Annotated in this window: 20 protein-coding genes and 2 pseudogenes; 10 read left to right on the top strand and 12 right to left on the bottom strand. The window is 70.6% G+C overall.

Annotated features, from left to right (window positions below; all coding sequences use genetic code 11):
* Positions 1-89: 89 nt before the first annotated feature.
* The 4 genes from ACXJJ3_RS18325 to alr all read right to left on the bottom strand — a co-directional run bounded on the left by ACXJJ3_RS18325 (position 90) and on the right by alr (position 3,368).
* Positions 90-569: an NAD(P)H-dependent oxidoreductase subunit E gene (locus ACXJJ3_RS18325; protein ID WP_458171387.1), complete on the bottom strand. Its 480-nt coding sequence runs from the start codon at positions 567-569 to the stop codon at positions 90-92.
* Between the two features lie 71 nt (positions 570-640).
* Entirely contained in the window at positions 641-1,261 is a 621-nt protein-coding gene (locus ACXJJ3_RS18320; RefSeq protein ID WP_458171385.1) for a M15 family metallopeptidase, read from the bottom strand.
* Positions 1,258-2,214, bottom strand: a complete 957-nt coding sequence (locus ACXJJ3_RS18315) for a D-alanine--D-alanine ligase family protein (RefSeq protein ID WP_458171384.1) — start codon at positions 2,212-2,214, stop codon at positions 1,258-1,260. Before ACXJJ3_RS18315 ends, ACXJJ3_RS18320 begins: the two co-directional genes overlap by 4 nt.
* Positions 2,211-3,368: an alanine racemase gene (gene alr, locus ACXJJ3_RS18310; RefSeq protein ID WP_458171383.1), complete on the bottom strand. Its 1,158-nt coding sequence runs from the start codon at positions 3,366-3,368 to the stop codon at positions 2,211-2,213. Before alr ends, ACXJJ3_RS18315 begins: the two co-directional genes overlap by 4 nt.
* Positions 3,369-3,514: 146 nt before the next feature.
* On the opposite strand from alr, the gene ACXJJ3_RS18305 reads away from it, so the two are divergent.
* Complete coding sequence (locus tag ACXJJ3_RS18305; RefSeq protein ID WP_458171382.1) at positions 3,515-4,054, top strand: CGNR zinc finger domain-containing protein; 540 nt, start codon at positions 3,515-3,517, stop codon at positions 4,052-4,054.
* Here ACXJJ3_RS18305 and ACXJJ3_RS18300 read toward each other — a convergent pair.
* The 3 genes from ACXJJ3_RS18300 to ACXJJ3_RS18290 all read right to left on the bottom strand — a co-directional run bounded on the left by ACXJJ3_RS18300 (position 3,995) and on the right by ACXJJ3_RS18290 (position 6,685).
* A complete protein-coding gene (locus ACXJJ3_RS18300; RefSeq protein WP_458171381.1) occupies positions 3,995-4,657 on the bottom strand; it encodes a GNAT family N-acetyltransferase in 663 nt (220 codons plus the stop codon). The two genes, ACXJJ3_RS18305 and ACXJJ3_RS18300, sit on opposite strands and share 60 nt — an antisense overlap.
* Before the next feature lie 36 nt (positions 4,658-4,693).
* Positions 4,694-5,842, bottom strand: coding sequence for an ROK family transcriptional regulator (locus ACXJJ3_RS18295; RefSeq protein WP_458171380.1), 1,149 nt, complete (start codon positions 5,840-5,842; stop codon positions 4,694-4,696).
* A 150-nt stretch (positions 5,843-5,992) separates the two neighbouring features.
* On the bottom strand, positions 5,993-6,685 hold the full coding sequence (locus ACXJJ3_RS18290; protein WP_458171379.1) for a GAF and ANTAR domain-containing protein: 693 nt from the start codon (positions 6,683-6,685) through the stop codon (positions 5,993-5,995).
* Positions 6,686-6,794: 109 nt separating this feature from the next.
* Here ACXJJ3_RS18290 and nhaA point away from each other — a divergent pair, with 109 nt between their 5' ends.
* The 3 genes from nhaA to ACXJJ3_RS18275 all read left to right on the top strand — a co-directional run bounded on the left by nhaA (position 6,795) and on the right by ACXJJ3_RS18275 (position 10,127).
* Positions 6,795-8,675 (top strand): Na+/H+ antiporter NhaA, encoded by a 1,881-nt coding sequence (nhaA, locus tag ACXJJ3_RS18285; protein ID WP_458171378.1) that lies wholly within the window; start codon positions 6,795-6,797, stop codon positions 8,673-8,675.
* A gap of 65 nt (positions 8,676-8,740) precedes the next feature.
* A complete protein-coding gene (locus tag ACXJJ3_RS18280; protein WP_458171377.1) occupies positions 8,741-9,181 on the top strand; it encodes a rhodanese-like domain-containing protein in 441 nt (146 codons plus the stop codon).
* Positions 9,182-9,284: 103 nt separating this feature from the next.
* Positions 9,285-10,127: an SAM-dependent methyltransferase gene (locus tag ACXJJ3_RS18275; protein WP_458171376.1), complete on the top strand. Its 843-nt coding sequence runs from the start codon at positions 9,285-9,287 to the stop codon at positions 10,125-10,127.
* Here ACXJJ3_RS18275 and ACXJJ3_RS18270 read toward each other — a convergent pair.
* Together ACXJJ3_RS18270 and ACXJJ3_RS18265 are read right to left on the bottom strand one after the other, a co-directional pair.
* On the bottom strand, positions 10,124-10,624 hold the full coding sequence (locus tag ACXJJ3_RS18270; protein WP_458171375.1) for a tetratricopeptide repeat protein: 501 nt from the start codon (positions 10,622-10,624) through the stop codon (positions 10,124-10,126). The genes ACXJJ3_RS18275 and ACXJJ3_RS18270 overlap by 4 nt on opposite strands.
* Entirely contained in the window at positions 10,621-11,901 is a 1,281-nt protein-coding gene (locus tag ACXJJ3_RS18265; RefSeq protein WP_458171373.1) for an FAD-binding oxidoreductase, read from the bottom strand. The genes ACXJJ3_RS18270 and ACXJJ3_RS18265 overlap by 4 nt, the downstream gene beginning before the upstream one ends.
* A gap of 83 nt (positions 11,902-11,984) precedes the next feature.
* Between ACXJJ3_RS18265 and pdxR the strand changes: the two genes are divergently transcribed.
* The 3 genes and pseudogenes from pdxR to ACXJJ3_RS18250 all read left to right on the top strand — a co-directional run.
* A complete protein-coding gene (gene pdxR / locus ACXJJ3_RS18260; RefSeq protein WP_458171371.1) occupies positions 11,985-13,364 on the top strand; it encodes a MocR-like pyridoxine biosynthesis transcription factor PdxR in 1,380 nt (459 codons plus the stop codon).
* An 82-nt stretch (positions 13,365-13,446) separates the two neighbouring features.
* Positions 13,447-13,620, top strand: a pseudogene (locus ACXJJ3_RS18255) (GNAT family N-acetyltransferase, cg3035/Rv0428c family); the annotation flags it as partial.
* Between the two features lie 82 nt (positions 13,621-13,702).
* Positions 13,703-14,161 (top strand): annotated as a pseudogene (locus ACXJJ3_RS18250) (GNAT family N-acetyltransferase); the annotation flags it as partial.
* On the opposite strand, the gene ACXJJ3_RS18245 reads toward ACXJJ3_RS18250, so the two are convergent.
* On the bottom strand, positions 14,151-15,056 hold the full coding sequence (locus tag ACXJJ3_RS18245) for an MBL fold metallo-hydrolase (protein WP_458171369.1): 906 nt from the start codon (positions 15,054-15,056) through the stop codon (positions 14,151-14,153). The pseudogene ACXJJ3_RS18250 and the gene ACXJJ3_RS18245 overlap by 11 nt on opposite strands.
* A gap of 121 nt (positions 15,057-15,177) precedes the next feature.
* Between ACXJJ3_RS18245 and ACXJJ3_RS18240 the strand changes: the two genes are divergently transcribed.
* Together ACXJJ3_RS18240 and ACXJJ3_RS18235 are read left to right on the top strand one after the other, a co-directional pair.
* Positions 15,178-16,278: a LysR family transcriptional regulator gene (locus ACXJJ3_RS18240; RefSeq protein WP_458171368.1), complete on the top strand. Its 1,101-nt coding sequence runs from the start codon at positions 15,178-15,180 to the stop codon at positions 16,276-16,278.
* Positions 16,275-17,147 (top strand): serine hydrolase, encoded by an 873-nt coding sequence (locus tag ACXJJ3_RS18235; protein ID WP_458171367.1) that lies wholly within the window; start codon positions 16,275-16,277, stop codon positions 17,145-17,147. Before ACXJJ3_RS18240 ends, ACXJJ3_RS18235 begins: the two co-directional genes overlap by 4 nt.
* Before the next feature lie 4 nt (positions 17,148-17,151).
* Here the strand turns inward: ACXJJ3_RS18235 and ACXJJ3_RS18230 are convergent, their stop codons facing one another.
* Positions 17,152-17,538 carry a RidA family protein gene (locus ACXJJ3_RS18230; protein WP_458171366.1) on the bottom strand — a complete coding sequence of 129 codons (387 nt, stop codon included), beginning with the start codon at positions 17,536-17,538 and terminating at the stop codon, positions 17,152-17,154.
* A gap of 81 nt (positions 17,539-17,619) precedes the next feature.
* Here ACXJJ3_RS18230 and ACXJJ3_RS18225 point away from each other — a divergent pair, with 81 nt between their 5' ends.
* Entirely contained in the window at positions 17,620-19,476 is a 1,857-nt protein-coding gene (locus ACXJJ3_RS18225; RefSeq protein WP_458171365.1) for a DUF6807 family protein, read from the top strand.
* Here the strand turns inward: ACXJJ3_RS18225 and ACXJJ3_RS18220 are convergent.
* Entirely contained in the window at positions 19,451-20,224 is a 774-nt protein-coding gene (locus tag ACXJJ3_RS18220; protein ID WP_458171364.1) for a thiazole synthase, read from the bottom strand. The two genes, ACXJJ3_RS18225 and ACXJJ3_RS18220, sit on opposite strands and share 26 nt — an antisense overlap.
* Position 20,225 lies beyond the last annotated feature (1 nt).

Here is a 20,225-nt window from a genome sequence, read left to right as displayed (position 1 = left end):
CGCCCCCACGGAACGCGCAGCCGAGTCCTTCGGTACATAGACGTGGACGACGGGCACATCCCGAGGATCGCGCGTGCTGGGCGGCGTCGTCATCGGGCCTCCCCGAGCAGGGCGTCCAGCCTGCCCGGCGTCACCCGGCCGTGCAGCCTGCCGGCTATCTGCACGGCCGGTCCCAACGCGCAGTTGCCGAAGCAGTAGATCTCGTCCAGCGTGATCCGTCCGTCGGCGGTCGTCTCCCCGAACGAGCAGCCGATCGACCGCTGGGCGTGCTCCCCGAGCGGCACCGCACCGGCGGCACGACACGCCTCGGCCTGGCAGATGGAAACCGTCGTCCGGCCGGCCGGAGTACGCCGGAAGTCCTTGTAGAACGTGACGACGCCGTGGACCTCGGCGACCGCGACGTTCAGGACGTCGGCGATCACCGCCACGTCCGGCTGGTCGACATACCCGAGTTCTTCCTGGACCGCATGCAGGATCGGCAACAAGGGGCCGCGCAGATCGGCCAGCCCCGCGGCGATCTCGCGGACGCGTCGTGCGCGGACGCGGGCGGTGACCATGACCTCATTCATGTATACAACATTCCGTCGCCAATGGCCCGCAGTCAAAGCAACGCTGCCTATCACCCGATAGGCAGCGCCTATCAGCGCATGCTGTACGCCGGACCGTAGAGCGCGCTCGGCCGGTCCTCGACGAACGCCCAGTACCGGTCGCCGTACGACCAGTGCCACCACTCGGTCGGGTAGTTCACCAGCCCGGCAGAGGTGAGTACGTCGGCCAGCAGTGCGCGGTTCGTCCGGGCCTCGCGGCTGATGTTCGCCGCCGCGAAGAAGCAGGCGCCGTCGCTCTGTTCGGGGGTCGCGTCGATCGGCGTCCCCAGGTCGAGCGGCCCGTGCGCGCCGAGCAGCGTCAGGTCGACCGCGGCGCCGGCGACATGCGGCGCCACCTCGATCGGCGACACGAACCGGCTGGCCAGTACGCGGACGTCGGCGTCCGAGATCCCCGGATGCAGCCGCTGGAGCTCGGCGCAGTACCCGTCGTAGATCTCGCGCTGGCTCTCCACCGGCCGGAGACCTTCGACGATCTGCAACCGGATCCCGGCCGGCAGGAACGTGTCGGCCACCGCGAGCCGGTCCGCGACACTCTCCCGCGCGAACTGCTGCCCGATCGTCGCCAGCCCGCGGGTGAACAGGTCGACCAGCGGCTCGCCGCTCTCGACCGCCGGGATCGCGGTGATCCGGTCGTCGCTCAGCAGTACGGTCATCCGCGCGCCACCGCCGTCCGGATCAGGGTGTCGACGACCTCTGCGTACGACAGCCCGGCGGCCGCCCACATCCGCGGGAACTGCGAGGCGGGCGTGAACCCGGGGAACGTGTTGATCTCGTTCACCACCGGCCGTCCGTCCGCCGGGACGAAGAAGTCCACCCGCGCCAGCCCCGCGCAGCCGAGTACCTCGAAGACCTCGATCGCCGTACTGCGCAACCGCGCCGCGAGGTCGGCGTCGAGCGGTGCCGGTACGACAAACCGGGTCGCGCTGCTGTCGTACTTCGCGGTCGCGTTGAAGAACGGCTGCTCCGGATCCGGGTGGATCTCCAGCGCGGGCGCGGTGTCGACGCGACCGTCCGGGAACTCCAGTACGGCGAGGTCGATCTCGCGGCCGACCATCTCGCGCTCGACCAGCACGTCCGGCGCGGCGTCGGCGATCGCGGTCAGCAAGGACGGGAGGTCCGTCGCGCGGGTGACGCCGAAGCTGGATCCGCCGTTCGCGGGCTTCACGAACAGCGGGTAGTCCAAGCCGGCCACCTTCAGCTTCTGCAGCATCGCCTCGGTGTCGGTGAGGTCGGTTCCGCGCAGGGTGACGCCGGGCGTGACCGGGATGCCGTGCGCCGTGAGGATCGCCTTGGTCAGGTGTTTGTCCAGCCCGACCGCGCTGGCCGCGACGCCGCTGCCGACGTACGGGATGTTTAGAGAGTCGAAGAACCCTTGCAGGCGGCCGTCTTCGCCGCCTTCGCCGTGCAGGGCGGGGATCGTGACGTCGCACGCCTGCAGGATCTCGATCGCCTCGTGCTGTCCGTCGGTCCAGTTGCCGTTGGCATCGATCACCAGCGGAATCGCTGTGTGGCCGAGGATTTCGACGGCCTTCGCGATTCCCCGGCCGCTGGCCAGGGACACCTGGTGTTCCGGGCTCGCGCCGCCCATCACGATCGCGACCTTCATCGCGCACCTTCCTCGTAGCGTCGGGGGATGCGGTGGCCGATGCCGCAGTAGATCTCGTGCGGGATGGTGCCCGCCCAGTCAGCCCACTCCACAACCGTCGGCTCCCCGGAGATGCCGGGGGCGGAGCCGGAGGTGTCGGGGCCGAAGATTGTTACGGGGGTGCCTGGTTCGACCGGGTGGTTGCCGGCGTCGACGACGAACTGGTCCATCGCGATCCGGCCGACCACCGGCATCCGTACGCCGTGGCACCACACGCTCGCGCGCCGTCCGGCGACCCGCGGGATGCCGTCGGCGTACCCGATCGGGACCAGGCCGATCGTGGTGTCCCGGTCGGCGACGAAGTCGTGGCCGTACGAAACCCCTTCGCCGGCGCGGATCCGGCGTACCTGGGCGAGCTTGGTCACCAACCGCATCGCCGGGCGCAATCCGATGCCGAGCTCGTCGATCCCGTACAGGCCGGCGCCGAGCCGGACCAGGTCGGTGTCCGGCGCGTCGAGCGTCAGCGACCCGGCCGAGTTCGCCAGGTGGACGACGTCCGGCCGCAGCCCGGCCCGCCGTGCGAGGCCCACCCCGGTCCGCAGGAACTGCAGCTGGCGCGTGCTCTCGACGGCGTCGGCGGAACTGCCGTGCGACAGGTGCGACCAGATCCCGCGGACCGTGACGGCGCCGAGCGCCTCGTAGTGCGCCGCCGTTCGGGTGAGCTCGATCCACTGGTCAGGCGTACTGCCGGCCCGGTGGAGTCCGGTGTCCAGTTTCAGGTGGACGTGCTGGACGGACGGTGTGGACACCACACGCTGCAGTTCGGAAACCGTTGACACGCTGACGTCGACGTCGACGTCGCCGAGCAGCATCAGTTCGGCGGCGTCGTACAGCCAGGTCAGGATCGGGACCCGCAGCCCGGCCGCGCGGAGCTGCAGCGCCTCGTCGGCGTGCGCGACGCCGAGCCAGCTCGCGCCTGCCTCGACCGCGGCCCGGGCGACCGGTACGGCGCCGTGGCCGAAGGCGTCGGCCTTGACGACCGCCATCAGCTGCTGCGGAACACGCTTTCGGAAGTTTCGGACATTTTCCCGGACGGCGGACAGATCGACGATCGCTTCGGCCAGTCCGGCGATCCCACGGGTTGCCGGGCGGTGGTGGGACTGCACGAGGTACATGCCGATCATTGTTGTTTCTGGCAACTATCGGCATCATCGGAGTGCGGGCGGATGTCTGCCGGCACCGACTACGACCCTGGTATGACGGACCTCATCCCGGTGAATGAATTCGCCCGCCGCACCGAACTTTCGCGGATACTGGTCCGGTGGAAGCCACCGATCACCTGAAGGACTCGCTGACCGCCGCGATCGCGCTCGCGAACACCTTCGGATCCGCCGAGCGGCAGGGCCGTCCGGCGCGCGCGGTCGACGCGGCCGCGGTGGACGCCGTACTGCGGCTGACCACCAAGCGCCCGCCGGTCGTCGATCCCGCCGACTACGCGACCGGTGCGAAGACGCTGTACGACGCGCTCGGCAGCCTGCCGGACGTCGACCGGGCGGTCCCGCTCGTCAATCAACTGCTGCAGCAGACCAAGGCGGCGCCGCAACTGACCCGAGCCGTGGGCGAACCGTGGCACCTGCACTTCGGTAGCCCGGACGCCGCGGCCGGGTGGCTGGCCGAGTTCGCCACCGCGGTCGCGATGCTGCTCGGCAGCGAAGAGCTGGAGCGGGTACGCCGGTGTGCGGCGGTGCGCTGCGACGACCTGTTCCTGGACTCGACGCGGAACCGCACCCAGCGCTTCTGCTCAACCGCCTGCCAGAACCGCACCAAGGTCGCCGCGCACCGGGCCAAGACGAGCACCTGACGCCGTCACCATTGTCGCCTCGGCGGTCCAGCCGAGGCGACGGTACAGCTGGAAGCCGTCGGCGGTCGCCATCAACAGTCCGGTCCGTGCGCCCCGGTCGATCGCTCGCCCAGCCAGCGCGCCCATCACCACGCTCCCGAGCCCGCGCCGCCGGTACGCCGGATCCGTCTGGATGTCGTGCATCACGGCATCCGCTCCGACGACGGCCGCCCTACCGCGCGCGGCGACGACGCCGTCCGAGGTCACCAGGTGCACGTGGTCGAGCGGCCCTTCGGACGTGAGCTTCAGCAGATACCCGTCAACCGCCTGCGCGCCCGGGCGCAGGTCGATCGACATCAGCGTGTTGTGCTCGGGGAACGGATGGGTGCCTGCGGCCACCAGCTGGCCGGTGATCCGATCCGGGGTCCGCGTGGTGACCGTCAGCCAGGTGTCCTCCGGCAGGCCGGTCGCCAGCCGGTGCACCGTCGCGGGGTCGTCCGTCCGGGTGAACAGTTCGCGGTCACGTCCCGGCAACCGCAGTACGGCGACGTACGCGTCGGGGTACTCGATCACCGGCTCCAGGCCGCGGCACAGCCGCCAGCCCTCCAGCCATCGCCTCATCATGGCCACGAGTGTAACTGACTATTGAAGAATAGACAGTTACTGCGACGTTCCGAGGACGAAGGTCTGGATCGCCACCACTGCCGCGCCCCGGGCCCATTCGCTGAAGTCGGCGGGCTGCATCACCATCGGCAGCTCGGCCGCCGACGGGTGCCGGTCGGCGTGCAGCCCGGCCAGCAGGTCCTCGTGGGCGACCTCGGCCAGCCGGATGCCTTCGCCACCGAGGACCACCAGCTCCGGCAAGGTGAAGTTCGCGGCCGCCGCGATCAGCTTGCCCAGTGCGCGGCCCGCGCGCCCGACCACCTCGCGCGCGGCGGGATCGCCTTTCGCCGCGAGATCCAGCGCCTCGTCGTACCCGACCGTCCGGCCGAGCGCCGTGCCGAGCTGGCTGGTGATCGCGCCGACGGTCAGCAGGCTGAGCGCGCAGCCGCGGTGGCCGCGGTCACACAGCGGGCCGTCGGGGAGCAGCGGGTAGTGCCCGATCAGGCCGAGCGTGACGTCCGGGCTGTCCACGACCTGGTTGTGGACGACCAGCCCGTAGCCGACGCCGGCGCCGACCGTGACCAGGATGAAGCGGTCCGAGTTCCGTCCCTCACCGAACCAGTGGGTGGCCTCGGTGAGCGAGGTCAGGTCGTTCGCGAGCACGATCGGGACCGCGGTGTGCGCGGCCAGGATGTCGCCGAACGGTACGTCGACCCAGTTCAGGTACGGGCCCCAGCGGACCTCGGAGCGGTTCGCGATCCGGCCGCCGATCGAGACGCCGAGCCCGGTCAGCGGCCGGCCGCCCGGGACCTGGAGCTGGAGTTCGTCGGTGATCTCGAGGACCAGGTCCGCGACGGCCGACGGGGTCTGGTCGACGATCGGGCGCTCGACGCTGGCCAGTACGTCGGCACGCAGGGTGGTCAGGACGCCGATCGCGGAGTCGCCGGTGAGCTTGATGCCCGCGAAGTGGTGCGCGTTCGCGTCCAGGTCGAGCGGCTGCGACGGGCGGCCGACCCGGGCGTCGGTGGGACCGCCCTCGACCTCGACCAGCAGCCCCGACTCCACCATCGGCTTCGTCAGCCGGGTCAGACTCCCGGGCGACAGGCCGACCCGCCGGGACAGCTCAGCGCGCGACAAGGGCCCGTCGAGCAGGATCTCCAGCGCGACCTGCCTCGATGGCCCCGCCAACGGCCGCCACTCACCCATGCCGTTCAGATTAGGCGATGCCCAAGGCTTGTGGCGCCGGGACGTGACCCGGCCCGCAGTACTGGCCGCACAAGTCCCGGCGTCAAGCTCATCTCGCAGTATGCAACGGTTTGCCCGGTACCGCGTGCGGACAACGGTGTCAGATCGTTGTCAGTGTGGGAGTTTGCGCGTATCGATGAGCTGCTGCGCGACGTCGCGCAGTTTGGTGTTGGTGTCCTGCGAGTACCGCTTGAGGATCGCGAACGCGCGGTCGCCGTCCACGTCGAAGCGTTCCATCAGGATCCCCATCGCCTGGCCGACCAGCTTCCGGGCGTCGACCGCCTGCGCCATCGTCTCCTCGTGCCGCGCGGACGCCACCGCGACCGACGCGTGCTGCGCGAGGACGTACGCGATCGCCTCGTCGTCGGCGGTCAGCGCGCCCGGCTCGGCGCCGTACAGCCCGAGCACCCCGACCGTCCGTCGCGCTGCGTCACCGGTGGCCAACGGTACGTCGAGAACGCTCCGGATCGCCGGCGAATCCGCACCGAGCTGGGGCCAGCGCGCGTCGGACGCGGTGTCCTGGATCAGGACTACCGTCCGTTCTCGCAGCGCCGTGATCAGCGGGCCACTCTCGGTGGCGATCTGCCGTTCGTAGAACGCGGTCACCACCGGATCGGTCACCGCGGCGATCTCGGCCTGCGAACCGCGCGTGTACAGGGCGACACCGGCATACGTGCAGCTCAACGCCTGCTGGGCGAACTGCACCACCGCATCGATCGTCTCCTCGACACCGGGCGCATCGTGCAGCTCGATTGCCAACCGGGCGAACGTGTCCGCGGAGTTGGCGAGATCGGGCTCAGTCACTGGAATCTCCAGGGCATGGACTGCAGTCGGGCACCGCACATCATGCAGGCCGAGGCCCGAAGAGTGTTAGCCGCCCCAAGAATCAAGGCCCTCCATTTACAGTGTGTTCATGGCGGACGTGGCTGGTCTGTTGGGCGGGCGGACCGACTGGCGGCGGGAGTTCGCGGCGCCGTTGCGGGCGTTTCTGCGGACCGAGGCGGGCAGTTCCGGGGTGCTGGCGGCGGCGATCGTCGCTGCCCTGGTGTGGGCGAATGTGGCGCCGGGTACGTACGACGCGGTCTGGCGGACCGACTTCTCCTTGGGGCTCGGAGGGCACGAGCTCGCGCTGGACCTTCGGGAGTGGATCAACAGCGGGCTGATGACGCTGTTCTTCCTGGTGGTGGGGCTGGAGGCGCGGCGGGAGTTCGACCTCGGCGATCTGCGGGAGCGCAGCCGGTTCGTGCTGCCGATGCTCGCAGGCGTCGCGGGCATGGTCGCGCCGGTACTGATCTATACGGCGTTCAACGGCGGCGGGCCGGGCGCCCACGGGTGGGGTGTGGCGATGTCGACGGACACCGCGCTCGCGCTCGGGCTGCTCGCGCTGGTCGGTCGCGGCGTACCGGATCGCGTCCGCGTGTTCCTGCTCACGGTGTTCGTGGTCGACGATCTGCTCGCGCTGGTGGTGATCGCGGTCGTCTACAGCGCGGACGTGAAGCTGGTCCCGCTCGTACTGGCCGTCGTCGCGTTCGCCGTCGTCCTCGCCCTCGCCTTGCTCAAGGTCCGCAAATCCTGGGTGTACGTCGTTCTCGGCGTCCTCATGTGGGCCTTCCTGCTGAAGAGCGGGGTCGACCCGGTCGTCGCCGGGCTGGCGATCGGCCTGACGGCGCCGGCGTACTCGCCCGGTCGTGAGGAACTCGAGGAGGCGACCGGCCTGTTCCGGCTGTTCCGCGAGCAGCCGACGCCGGAGCTGGCGCGCTCCGCGACGGTCGGCCTGACCACGACGATCTCGCCGAACGAACGCCTGCAGTTCCTCTACCACCCGTGGACGAGCTACCTGATCGTCCCGCTGTTCGGCCTCGCGAACGCCGGCGTGACGATCGACGCCGGGTTCCTCGGCCGCGCCTTCAGCTCGCCGATCACGCTCGGCATCCTGCTCGGGTACGTCGTCGGCAAGCCGATCGCGGTGACCGGGATCTCCTGGCTGCTCGAACGGGTCACCGGCGGACGGGTCCGCCCGGGAGTCGGCTGGGCCTCGGTGCTCGGCAGCGGCACGATCGCCGGCATCGGCTTCACCGTCTCGTTGCTGATTGCAACGATCGCGTTCGACGGCGACCAGTTGGCCGAGGCAAAGGTCGGCCTGCTGTCCGCGGTGATCGTGGCGTCCGCGCTGACCTGGGCGGTGTTCCGCGCCGCCAAGCTGCTGTCGCCGCCGCGGAAGGCGCTCGCGCTGCTCGGTGACGCGGAGCAACTGCTCGACCTGACGGACCCGGTCGACCCGGACCGCGACCACATCCGCGGCCCGGCGGAGGCGTCGGTGACGCTGGTCGAGTACGGCGACTTCGAGTGCCCGTACTGCGGGCTCGCCGAGCCGATCGTCCGCGACATCTTGCAGGACGACGACCTGCGCTTCGTCTGGCGGCACCTGCCGCTGTCCGACGTGCACCCGCGCGCGCAGATCGCGGCCGAGTTCGCGGAGGGGGCCGCGGCGCAGGGCGCGTTCTGGGAGATGCACGACCTGCTGCTCGCGCACCAGGAGAACCTGCAGCCGAAGGACCTGATGAGCTACGCGGAACGGCTCGGTCTGGACACCGATCGGTTGCACGACGAGGTCAAGCGGCACGTGGCCGCCGCGCGGGTCGCGCAGGACGTCGAGTCCGCGGACACCAGCGGTGTCTCCGGGACGCCGACGTTCTTCGTGAACGGGCAGCGGCACTACGGCGCGTACGACGTGGACACGCTGAAGCAGGCGATCAAGGTGGCCCGGGCGCGGTCGAAGATCCGTCGCGGCTGAATCTTGATGCAGTAGGGCATTCCTGCCACTGTCGGTGCACGGCGGAATCCCCGACGCTGGGCGTCATGACCAAGCAGATCGATGAGGCCGCCGTCGCGCACTTCGCCGGGCGGCTGGCGTACGAGACGGACGCGGCCGACGTCGCCGCGGACATCGGGGCCGGCGTGACCGGCTGGGTGCTGATCGACAGCCGCAGCCAGGAGAGCTGGGACCAGGGCCACGTACCGGGCGCGGTGCACCTGCCGCACCGCGAGATCACCGAGCGTACGGCGGCCGCCGTCGTACCGGACGGGGCGACCGTGGTGACGTACTGCTGGGGTCCGGGATGCAACGCCGCGACCCAGGCGGCGCTCGCGTTCGCGCGGCTCGGGTACCCGGTGAAGGAGATGATCGGCGGCTTCGAGTACTGGGTCCGCGAAGGTGGTCCGATCGAGACCGCGGCCGGCATCGAACGGCGCGCGTCCGACCCGCTGAGCGCGCCCCTCGGCGTCGCCTGTGCCTGCTGAAAACCCTGTGAATGTTGAGGTTTGACAAGGATTGAACACGCCGTGGTGAAACGCTGACGCTCCGTGCGTTAGGCTCGGACGAGACCTGACGTGAGGAGACAGCGTGACCGATCAGCCGAGGTACGACGGTGGGCTGGTCGCGTTCGGTATCGACACCGCGCACCCGAGCGTCGCGCGGGTCTACGACTACTTCCTCGGCGGCAAGGACAACTACGAGGCCGACCGGGAGCTGTACCGGCAGATCATGAAGGTCGCGCCGGAGGCGCCGGAGTGGGCGCGGGCCAACCGGCGCTGGCTCAAGGAGGTCGTCACCTGGCTGGCCGAGGAGCGCGGGGTCCGGCGCTTCATCGACGCCGGCTCCGGGCTGCCGACCGCCGAGAACACCCACCAGATCGCCCAGCGGGCGAACGCCGAGGCGCTGGTGGTGTACGTCGACAACGACCCGTCGGTGGTCGCCCACGGGCGGGCGTTGCTGCTCGACAACGACCGGACCCAGTTCGTCGCGGCGGACCTCACCAAGCCGGCCGAGGTGCTGGCCGAGCCGCCGATCGCGGACCTGCTGTCCGCCGGTGAGCCGGTCGCGCTGGTGATGGCGCTGATGCTGCACCACATCGCCGACTACGACGAGACGCTGGCGGTTGCCCGGCAGTACGTCGAGGCGCTGCCGCCGGGGTCGTTCCTCGCGATCACACACGCGTGCAAGCCGGGCGACGGCGGCGCGGTCGACGCGCTCGTCACCGAGCTGCAGGAGAAGATCAAGCACGCGTTCCCGACGCTGGCGTTCCGGTCGGTCGAGCAGATCTCCTCGCTGTTCGGCGGGATGGAGATCCTCGATCCGGGCGTCGTCCGGCTGGTCGACTGGCACGTCCCGGGCGGCCGCGTCGACGAGGAGCCCGAGCCCGGCGTCCGCGACGCCATCTACGGCGGCCTCGCCCGCAAGAACTAGAGTCCCGAGAGGTATTCGGCGTTGCCGCGGATCGCGGCCTCGTAGCGCTTGATCTCGGGGGAGTCGACCTTGTCGGCGATCACCAGCAGCAGCGTGGCGAGCGCCTTGTCCTGGTGGCCGCCCGCGTGCAGCGTGAGCGCCTTGAAGACGCGCAGCGAGTCCGATTCCGGGTACTCCGCGCACGCCTTCTTGAACAGCGCCAGCGACTCGTCGAAGCGGCCGAGGTTCCGCAGCGTGCTGCCGTACTGCACCAGGCACTTGCGGCGGGTCTCGCCGGACAGCCCGGGCAGCGCGCGCTCGTAGTACCCGACCGCGGTCTCCTCCTGCCCGGCGGTGTCGTACGACCCGCCGACCTCGTACAGCACGTATGGGTTGTCCGGGTGCTCGCCGAGCAGCTTCTCGAAGAACGCGATCGTCGGGCCCATGTTCGCCCGGTCCCGGCGTGCGAACCCTTCCTCGATCGTCGCGGCCAGTTCCGGCGTCAGCTCAGTCGTCACACCACCATCATGCCGCGTGCCGGACGGATGTTCTGGTTCAGGTGGAAGACGTTCTCCGGGTCGTACGCCGTCTTGAGCGCGACGAGCCGCTCGAGCTTCGCGGGCGGGAACGCGCGCTGGATGGGGTCCTCGTTGAGCGTGTTCACGTACAGGCCACCGGCGTACGGCGCCAGCGTGGCCGCGTACGAGCGGAGCATCTCGATCTTGGCCTCGTCCTCGGCCGGGTCCTCCCAGCGGGTCGCGGTGACGAACTCGAACAGCGTGTCCCGGTGGCTGAACGCCGCGTCGCCGTCCGGCACCTCGGCGATCGCGCCGCCGTACGCCTGCAGGCTCGCGCCGACGCCCGGGTTGTCCACCAGCGCCCGGATCACCTCGTCGGGCAGCGACTTGAAGTAGTGCCCCTTCCAGTACCGCCGGTACCGGTGGCCCTGCAGGCTGTCGTCCCGCGTCTGCAGCTTCAGGTACGTCGTCTCCTCGACGACCTCGCCCGTGACCGGCCCGAGCGCCCGGAACGCCGGCAGCAACTCGTCCCCACCCTCGCCGACCCAGATGTATCCGACGGTCACCGAGTCGGCGGAGATCGCCGCGGTGAACGTCGCCTCCCGCGGCGCCGTCGCGTTCAGCTCCCGCCAGCCCCGCAGTACGTCGACACCGGCCGCCGACGGGTACGTGAACTCGACGATCAGCGCGCGCGTCCCGACCCTGTGCAGCCGGAACTCGAACGACGTCACGATCCCGAAGTTCCCGCCACCGCCGCGCAGGCCCCAGAACAGCTCGGGGTTCTCGTCGGCGCTCGCGGTCACCACGGAGCCGTCCGCGGTGACGACCTCGTACGAGACGACGTTGTCGCAGGCCAGCCCGCACCGCCGGGCCAGCCAGCCCATCCCGCCGCCGAGCGTCAGCCCGCCGACGCCGGTGTGCGAGACGTTGCCCGCCGTGGTCGCCAGCCCGTACTCCTGCGCCGCCCGGTCCAGCTCGCCCAGCAGCGCCCCGCCCTGCACCCACGCCCGGCGCGCCTCCGGGTCCACCCGGACCGCGTTCATCGGGGTCAGGTCGATCATCAGCCCGCCGTCCGGGACCGCGAGCCCGGCGATGTTGTGCCCGCCGCAGCGGACCGCGATCTCCAGACCGGCCTTGCGTCCGTAGCGGACCGCTTCCGCGACGTCCGCGGTGCTCGAGCACCGGGCGACGACGGCCGGCCGCCGGTCGATCATCGCGTTCCACACGGTCCGCGCCTCGTCGTACCCGGCGTCCCCACTGCGCAGCATCTCGGTCATCGTCATCTCCCCTGGTGAATCGGTGGTGGTCACCACCCTGACAGCGCGGCGGTACGCCGATAAGGTCCAGTTCTGTGAGCCGAATGAGGACCAGTTCCGGAGCCGGCGAACTCCTCGTCGAGCTGCACCGGGACAACGGCGTACCGCTGCACCAGCAGCTCGAGAGCGCGATCCGGACCCGGATCCGGGCGGGCCTGCTGCGCGCCGAGACCGTGATGCCGTCGACGCGCGCGCTCGCGCAGGACCTCGGCCTGTCCCGCGGCGTGGTCGTCGAGGCGTACCAGCAGCTCGTCGCCGAGGGCTACCTGATCAGCCGGGGCGGCGGCTACACGCTGGTCGCGGACATCGCCGTGATCTCCCCGTCGGCCACGGCCCGGCCCACGGCCGGTCCGCCGCGGATCGACTTCCGGTACAGCAAGCCGGACGTGTCGCAGTTCCCGCGCGCCGCCTGGCTCCGCTCGGTCCGGCGGGTCCTGAACGAGACCCCGAACCGCAGCCTCGCCTACATCGACGGACGCGGCACGCTCGAACTTCGGACGGCGCTTTCCGACTACCTGAACCGGGTCCGCGGTACGGCGGCGCGTCCGGAGAACATGATGATCTGCAACGGTTTCGCGCAGGGCTCGCGGCTGCTGCTGCAGGTGCTGGTTGCCCAAGGCTACAAACGGCTCGCGGTCGAGGATCCGTCCGACAACGACCTGCGCGAGGTCGCGGAGGCGTCCGGGATCGAGGTCGTCGGCGTACCGATGCTGGCGACCGGCCTCGACGTGGCGGCGCTGACGCGCTCCGGCGCGGACGTCGTACTGGTGACGGCCGCGCACCAGTTCCCGACCGGGGCGGTGGCGTCGGCCGAGACGCGGGCCGCGCTGGTCGCGTGGGGTGGGCTCGTGATCGAGGACGACTACGACGCGGAGTACCGGTACGACCGGGAGCCGATCGGTGCGCTGCAGGGCCTGGCGCCGGATCGGGTCGCGTACGCCGGGACCGCGTCGAAGACGCTGGCGCCCGGGCTGCGGCTGGGGTGGCTGATCCTGCCGTCGTCGCTGGTCGAGCCGATGACGCAGGCGAAGCTGATGGACGATCGCGGGTCGCCGGTGCTGGACCAGTTGGCGTTCGCGGACTTCGTCGCGCACGGCGAGTTCGACCGGCATCTGCGGCGGATGCGGCCGCGGTACCGGGAGCTGCGGGACACACTGGTCGAACGGCTGGCCGCGCGGGTTCCGGAGCTGGAGCCGGTCGGGGTGTCCGCCGGGCTGCACGTGATGACTTGGTTGCCGCCGGGGCTGGACGAGGTGGCGTTGCAGGACGCGGCGCTGGAGCGGGGGCTCGGGGTGTACGGGCTGGCGCCATACTGGCTGGCCGGAGACGGGCCGGCCGGGCTGGTCTTCGGGTACGGATCGCTGAGCCGGAGCGAGGTTGTCGAAGGCATCGACCTGCTCGCCGACGCGATCCGCGATCTATGAATAACTATCCATTTCATTGCAATTCGATCCGGCCGGTTCTACGCTTGGTGGAGTGATCGCCGCAGCTCGAATCGACACCCTGATGAACCAGGGCTGGCCCGCCGCCGACAGTACCGAACTCGACGGCTGGGTGGTCCGACGCAACGCCGGCGTCACCCTCCGAGCGAACTCCGTGCTCCCCAAGGGCGCGCCGTTCGACCTCGGAAAAGCCTTGGACTACGTGGAGAACCTGTACCTCGCGCACGACATCGCGCCGTCCTTCCAGGTCGGCCCGGCGGCCCAGCCCGACGACCTCGACGACCGGCTCGCCGCTCGCGGATACGAAGTCCGGAACCCGACGCTGGGTGATGGGCGCCGAGGTCGCCGACGTCCTCGCACACCTCGGCGAACCGGCCGCACCGGTGAATATTTCCGCCGCGCCCGACGACGCCTGGATGGACTTCTGGTGGGCCGTCGACGGCCGCGGCGGATCCGCCGCACAGGCCGCCGCCCGGCAGATCCTGAACCGGGCGCGGGCGCTGTACGCCGTGATCCCGTCCGGCGAACCCGTCAAGGCGATCGGCCGGCTCGCGCTCGTCGACGACTGGGCCGGGCTGTACTGCCTCGCGGTCGACCCGGGCCATCGGCGCCAGGGGCTGGCGCAGTCGGTCATCCACGGGTTGTTGCATGAGGCAAGCACGTTGGGGATCGGCCGGGTCTGGCTGCAGGTTGTCGAGAGCAACGGGCCGGCGCGGGCGCTGTACGAACGGCTCGGGTTCCGGACGGTCTCGCGGTACCACTACCGGGTCAGAGCGTGACCTTCTGCAGGTGATCCAGGACGACGAACTCGGCGCCGGCCTTCTGGACCGAGGTCCGCAGCGGAGTCAGGTCGGTCCACGGGACGCCAGGCTCGTCGAGCGGCTGGTCGAAGTCGTCCCAGTGGGTCGCGACGACCTTGCGGACGGGCTTGAGCGTCTGCAGGAGCCGGTCGGTGATGCCCGGCTCGCCGCCCGGTGCCGCGAGTACGACGTCCACCTGCAGGTCGCGGAGCGCGATCGGGTCGAAGTTCGCCGTACTGAGGCTGAGGATCCGGAGGCCGCCGATCGTGATCACGAACGCGAGCGTGCCGCCTTCGACCAGGTCCTCGATGACCCGCGGGCGCGGCGGGACGGCGTACCGGTAGCCCGGGTAGGCGTACGTGTGGCGCGTGCCGCCGCAGGAGTGCAGCGACGGGAAGACCTCGATCGCGAACCCGTCGAACGGGAGGTACTCGCCGCCACGGACCGGTGAGAGCAGATCGCCCGGGGTCTTCATCGCGCGGAGCAGGTTCGCGTGGGTCTCGGTGCAGAGGACGGTCGCCTGGGTCTTCTGCGCGACGTACGGGACGTCGGCCATATGGTCGTAGTGGCCGTGGTGGACGAGGATCGCGTCCGCGGTGCTGAGGTACTTGTCGATCACGGCCGGCTTGATGACCAGCTTGGTCTTCGGGTCGGCGCCCTCCGGGGTGAACGTGCCGGTCTTGAAGCGCGTCAACCACGGGTCCGTCAGTACGACGGCCTTGCCGCAGCGGATCTCCCACGCGTGCGTGCCGAACCAGGTCAGCTCCACGGGCTCTCGCTTGACCTCGGCGGTTGCCTGTCCTTCGAAGCCGACCACGCCAACCGCTCCGACGGCGGCCGCGCCGGCCAGCATGCCTCTCCTGCTCACCTTCACGCTCGTCTCCTCTCGTCGTCCCTGGGCTTGCAGTCAAGGGGAGGGCGGCCACACCTGTCGAATATGCTCTTGGGCATGCACCGATTGTCTGGAGATATCACTGCAGGTCAGCGGGGTCCTGATGCTGACTGAGCGTCATCTGCAGATCTTCGTTGCCTTGGCCGAGGAGCAGCACTTCGGTGACGCGGCCCGGGTCGTGGGCATCACCCAGCCACCGCTGTCCCAGGGGTTGCGTCGGCTCGAGTCCCTCGTCGGCGCCAAGCTCTTCGAACGTGGCGCCGGCAGCGTCGAACTCACCGCGGCTGGTGCCGCCCTGCTGCCGTACGCCCGCCGCGCCCTCACCTCGCTGGAAGAGCTCCACCAGGCCGCCGTCTCCCGCGACCCCGAAGGCCCGGAAATCCGTCTCGGCCTGACCCCGGAAGTCCCACCCGCCGCCGGCGCGGCGCTCGCGGCCGCCTGCGCCGCCTCCATCCCCGGCAGCCGAGTCACGGTGGTCACGTCCCCCACCAGCACACTGGTCAACCAGGTAGGCACCGGCCGACTCACGCTCGCCGTCGTACAACACCCAACAGTCCTAGACGGCCTGGAAGCCGGCTGCGTGGTGCTGCTGCCGACCTGGGCCCTCGTGCCGCAGACGGCGGGCGACCTCGGCCGCCGGGTCCGTGGCGGCGACGACGTGCAGGACCTGGGCGAAGCGTTGGCGGCCGCCCGACGCGCCCCTCGGGCCGGCGAACGCGACCGCGCTGATCGTGCCGACCGTGCCGACCGCGGCGGGCGTGGTGCGGGTGGCGGGCGTGCCGTTAGCGGGGGTGCGGGAGACGAGCGCGCCGTGGATGGAGGTAAGTCGGGGCGTGCGGCCTTCTCCAACAGCTTGCATGAGGTGGTGGGGTTGCGGGAGTTGAAGGGGTTGCCGGTGGCGGTGCGGCCTCGGGCGGAGGCGCCGGCGGCGCGGGATCTGTTTGTGGACACGGTGGCGTTGCATCGGCCGGGCGGTGGGACGGTGGTGGTGACGGACGAGCGGGCCGGGCTCGCGATGGTCGCGGCGGGTCAGGCTCTGCTGGTGACGGCCGATCCCACGCTGGCTGCGCCCGGCGTCGCCCGATACCGCCTGGCCGGGGATCCACTCCCGTTGCGCCTGCGGCTGGTGTGGTCGCGGACGCGGACGCCGTTCCTCCGTCCGAACGACGTGATGGAGCACCTCACGGAAGCGCTCGCCTCGTGAACGCGCGGATCCGCGGCGTGTTCGAGGACGCCGGCGTCCGCGGCTGGCTGCACGCCGTCGCGCTGGACGACCCGTCCGCCACGGTCGAGGTCGACCCGGACGGAATCGTGCCGCTCGCCTCGGTCTACAAGCTCCCGCTGCTCGCCGGCTTCTGCCGCCTCGTGGACCTCGGCGAACTCGACCCGCGCCACCAACTCACGATCGACCCGACCACGAAGACCGCCGGCCCCACCGGCCTTTCCCTCTTCGCGGACCCCGTCACCGCGTCCCTCCGCGACCTGGCCCTCTCGATGATGACCGTCTCCGACAACGCCTCCGCCGACGCCCTCCTCGACCTCGTCGGCCTCCGTCGTCTCGCCGGCCTGCTCACCGAGTTCGGCCTCGAACGGACGTGGGTACGCCGAGGTACCGCGGGCAACCTCCGCGACCTGCAACGACGTACCGGGACCAACGATCCGGACGCGGCGCTCGCCGTCCTCGCCGACAACGACCGCACCGACCCGGCCGGTGTCTACGAGGCCGCGAACGCCTCCGCGAGTACGGCGCGCGACATGACGTTCCTGCTCCGCCGGCTGTGGGCCGGTGAACTGCTGTCGCCCGGGCAGACCGAGTTCGTCCGGGCGGCCATGCAGCGGCAGATCTTCCTGCACCGGCTGGCGTCCGGCTTCCCGCACGACGGCATCCGCGTCGCGGGGAAGACCGGCACGTTCGGCGCGCTCCGCCACGAGGTCGGCGTGGTCACGCTGCCGGGCGGATCGGCGTACGCGCTCGCCGTCTTCACCCTCGCGGCTCGCGGCGATGTACGCCAGCCCCGCGTGGACGCCGCCATCGGCGAAGCCGCCCGCCTCGCCGTCGACCTGCTCCGCTGAGCGTTCACACCACCGCGTAGGCCTCGATCTCGATCAGTGCGTCGGGGCTGAACAGCGCCGCGACCTGCACCGCCGTACTCGCAGGCTTCGGTCCCGGAAGGTACCGGTCGCGGACGACGCGGATCGCCGGCAGGAACCCGATGTCGGTGACGAAGAACGTCAGCTTCACCACGTTCGCGTACGTCGCACCGGCCGCCGCGAGGCAGCGCTCGAGGTTCGCGAACACCTGCTCGGCCTGGGCACCCGGGTCGCCGATCCCGACGAACGCCCCGTCCGCATCCAGCGCCACCTGCCCCGAGATCGCCACCCACTGGCCGGTTCCGGTCACCACATGGCTATAGCCGTTGCCTGGGGCAACGCCTTGGACCTGCGGAAACTCCAGTTCTGTCACCTTTTCCTCCGTTCGGTGTGTAGGTCCATCCGATCACACCGGGGGTTGAGAAACCGGTTTCCATCGGGAGAGGATACGGACGTGGGCCGGACACCGAAGGACACCATCACGATCGCCGACGTCGCACGCGTAGCGTCGGTGTCGCGGGCGACCGTGTCCAGGGTGATGAACGGCCGTCTCAGCGTCGCACCCGAGATCGTCGCCCGGGTCCGGGCCGCGGCCGAGCAGCTGAACTACCGCCCGAGCGACCTGGCCCGGAGCCTCTCGCTCGGCCGGACGAACATGGTGGCGCTCGTTGTTCCTGATCTCGGAAACCCCCTTTTCCAACAGATTCTGCGCGGCATCACGAACGCCTCCGCCGCGGCCGGGTACAAGGTGCTGGTCGCGGAGACCGACGAGGACCCGGAGGCCGAGGCGGCGATCGCGATCGAGGCCCGGCGGCGCTGCGACGCGTTGATCATGGTGTCGCCGCGGATGGACGAGGAGCGGCTGGTCGAGCTGCTGCCGCAGGTGCAGCCGGTCATCCTGGTCAACCGCCAGGGCCCGGCGGAGGTCGCGTCGGTGGTGGTCGACTACGGCCGCGCCGTACGGATCGTCGTGGATCACCTGGTCGGGCTCGGGCATCGACGGCTGGCGTTCCTGTCCGGACCGGCCGCGTCCGCGTCGAACACGCTGCGGCTCCGCGCGCTCGAGGTCGCCGAGCGGGAGATCCCCGGGCTGGACCTGGTCCGGCTGGAGTGCGGCTGGTCGATCGAGGCCGGGTACGGCGCGATGGAGCGGGTGCTCGAGTCGCGGTCGACGGCGGTGGTCGCGTTCAACGATCTGGTCGCGTTCGGGCTGCTCGCGCGGCTCAACGAGGTCGGGGTCGCCGTACCGGCGGATCTGTCGGTGACCGGGATGGACGACATCGGGCTGGCACGGTTCGCCGTACCTTCGCTGACGACCGTTCGGGTGCCACAGAAGGACCTCGGGGAGCTGGCGTGGCAGCGATTGCTCGCGTCGATCGCGGGGCCGTCGGACGCGGTGGACGACGTACCGGAGCTGCGGCTGGCGGTGCGGGCGAGTACCGGGCCGGTGCCGCAGGAGCGGCGACCCGCGGCGGCGGACGACCGGATCGGGTGGCAGCGGCAGGGCGACGTGTACGAGCTCGGGAGTTCCGCGGGGTTGCTCGCCCGGTACGAGTTCGGCCGGCGGATGCCGCAGGTGCATGCGCCGCGCCCGTACCTGCATCCGGTCCGGACGCTCGGCGGGCATCCGTTGACGCAGGTCAGCCCGGTCGACCACCGGCACCACTACGGCGTCTCGCTCGCCGTCGCGCAGGTGAACGGGACGTCGCACTGGGGCGCGCGCACGTACGTCCGCGGGCAAGGCCCGACCCTGCTCACGAACCACGGCCAGCAACGCAGCCGCGGCGTCACCGTCGACGATCGCGAACTCGTCGACGACATCACCTGGTACGACGAACAGGGCCGCCCGCAGCTGGTGGAACGCCGGAGCCTCACGGGCGACCTGGCGCTCGGCGGCTGGCGGCTCGACTGGCGGAGCGTGCTCACCGCCCGGTACGGCTCGATCCGGATCGATAGCCCGGCGACGACCGGTCGCGACGGCGCGGCGTACGGCGGGATCTTCTGGCGGTTGCCGTTTTCCGAAATCGTTGTCCTGAGCGCGGACGGTGAAGGGCTGGAGGCGGCGTTCGGGTCGACCAGCCCGTGGATCGCGTTCGTGCAGGGCGAGGTCAGCCTGCTGCTCGTGCAGCCCGAGCAGGTCCGGCCGTGGTTCCTGCGGGTCTCGCAGTACGTCGGCGTGTGTCCGGCGCTGGCGTGGGACGAATCGTTGGCGCTGCAACCGAACCAGGAGCTGACGTTGGCGTTGACCGCCGTACTCCTGGATCGGCCGCTGGATGCGGCGGAGGCTAAAAGGCTGGCAGGCCAGTTGTAGGCGACGACGCGAGCGCGGACTGCCAGCGGCGCGGGACCCGTCCGGCCAGGCGGGCGTTCCGGCCGGCGGAGACCGCGTCGCGCATCGCGGCCGCCATCAGCGCGGGCTTCTCGGCGCGGGTCACCGGGGTCGCCAGCATCACCGCGTCGCAGCCGAGCTCCATCGCCAGCGCGGCGTCACTCGCCGTACCAATGCCGGCGTCGACGACCACCGGGACGTTCGCGGCTTCGGCGATCAGCGCGATGTTGTGCGGGTTCCGGATGCCGAGCGCCGAACCGATGGGTGCGGCCAACGGCATCACGGCCGCACACCCCGCCTGCTCCAGCCGGCGGGCCAGGATCGGGTCGTCGTTGGTATAGGGGAGGACCGTGAAACCGTCGGCCACCAAGGCGTCCACGGCGTCCAGCAGCTCGATCGGGTCCGGCAGCAACAGGTGGTCGTCGGCAACCACCTCGACCTTGATCAGGTCGGTCTCCAGCGCCTCACGGGCCAGCTTCGCGGTCAGGACGGCCTCGGCGGCGGTGTGGCAGCCGGCCGTGTTCGGCAGTACGTCGATGCTGTGCTTCTTCAGTACGTCGAGCACCGAGCCCTCGTGGCCGGTGCCGAGCCGCCGCATCGCGACCGTGGTCAGTTGGGTGCCAGAGGCAACCAACGCCTCCTCCAGCACCTCCAGGTTCGCGGAACCGCCGGTGCCCATGATCAGCCGGGACGCGTACGTCCGCCCGCCGAGCTCGAGGGGATCGTCCATC

This window comes from Kribbella sp. WER1 (assembly GCF_054189145.1).
This window is presented reverse-complemented; position numbering and strand designations above follow the sequence as displayed.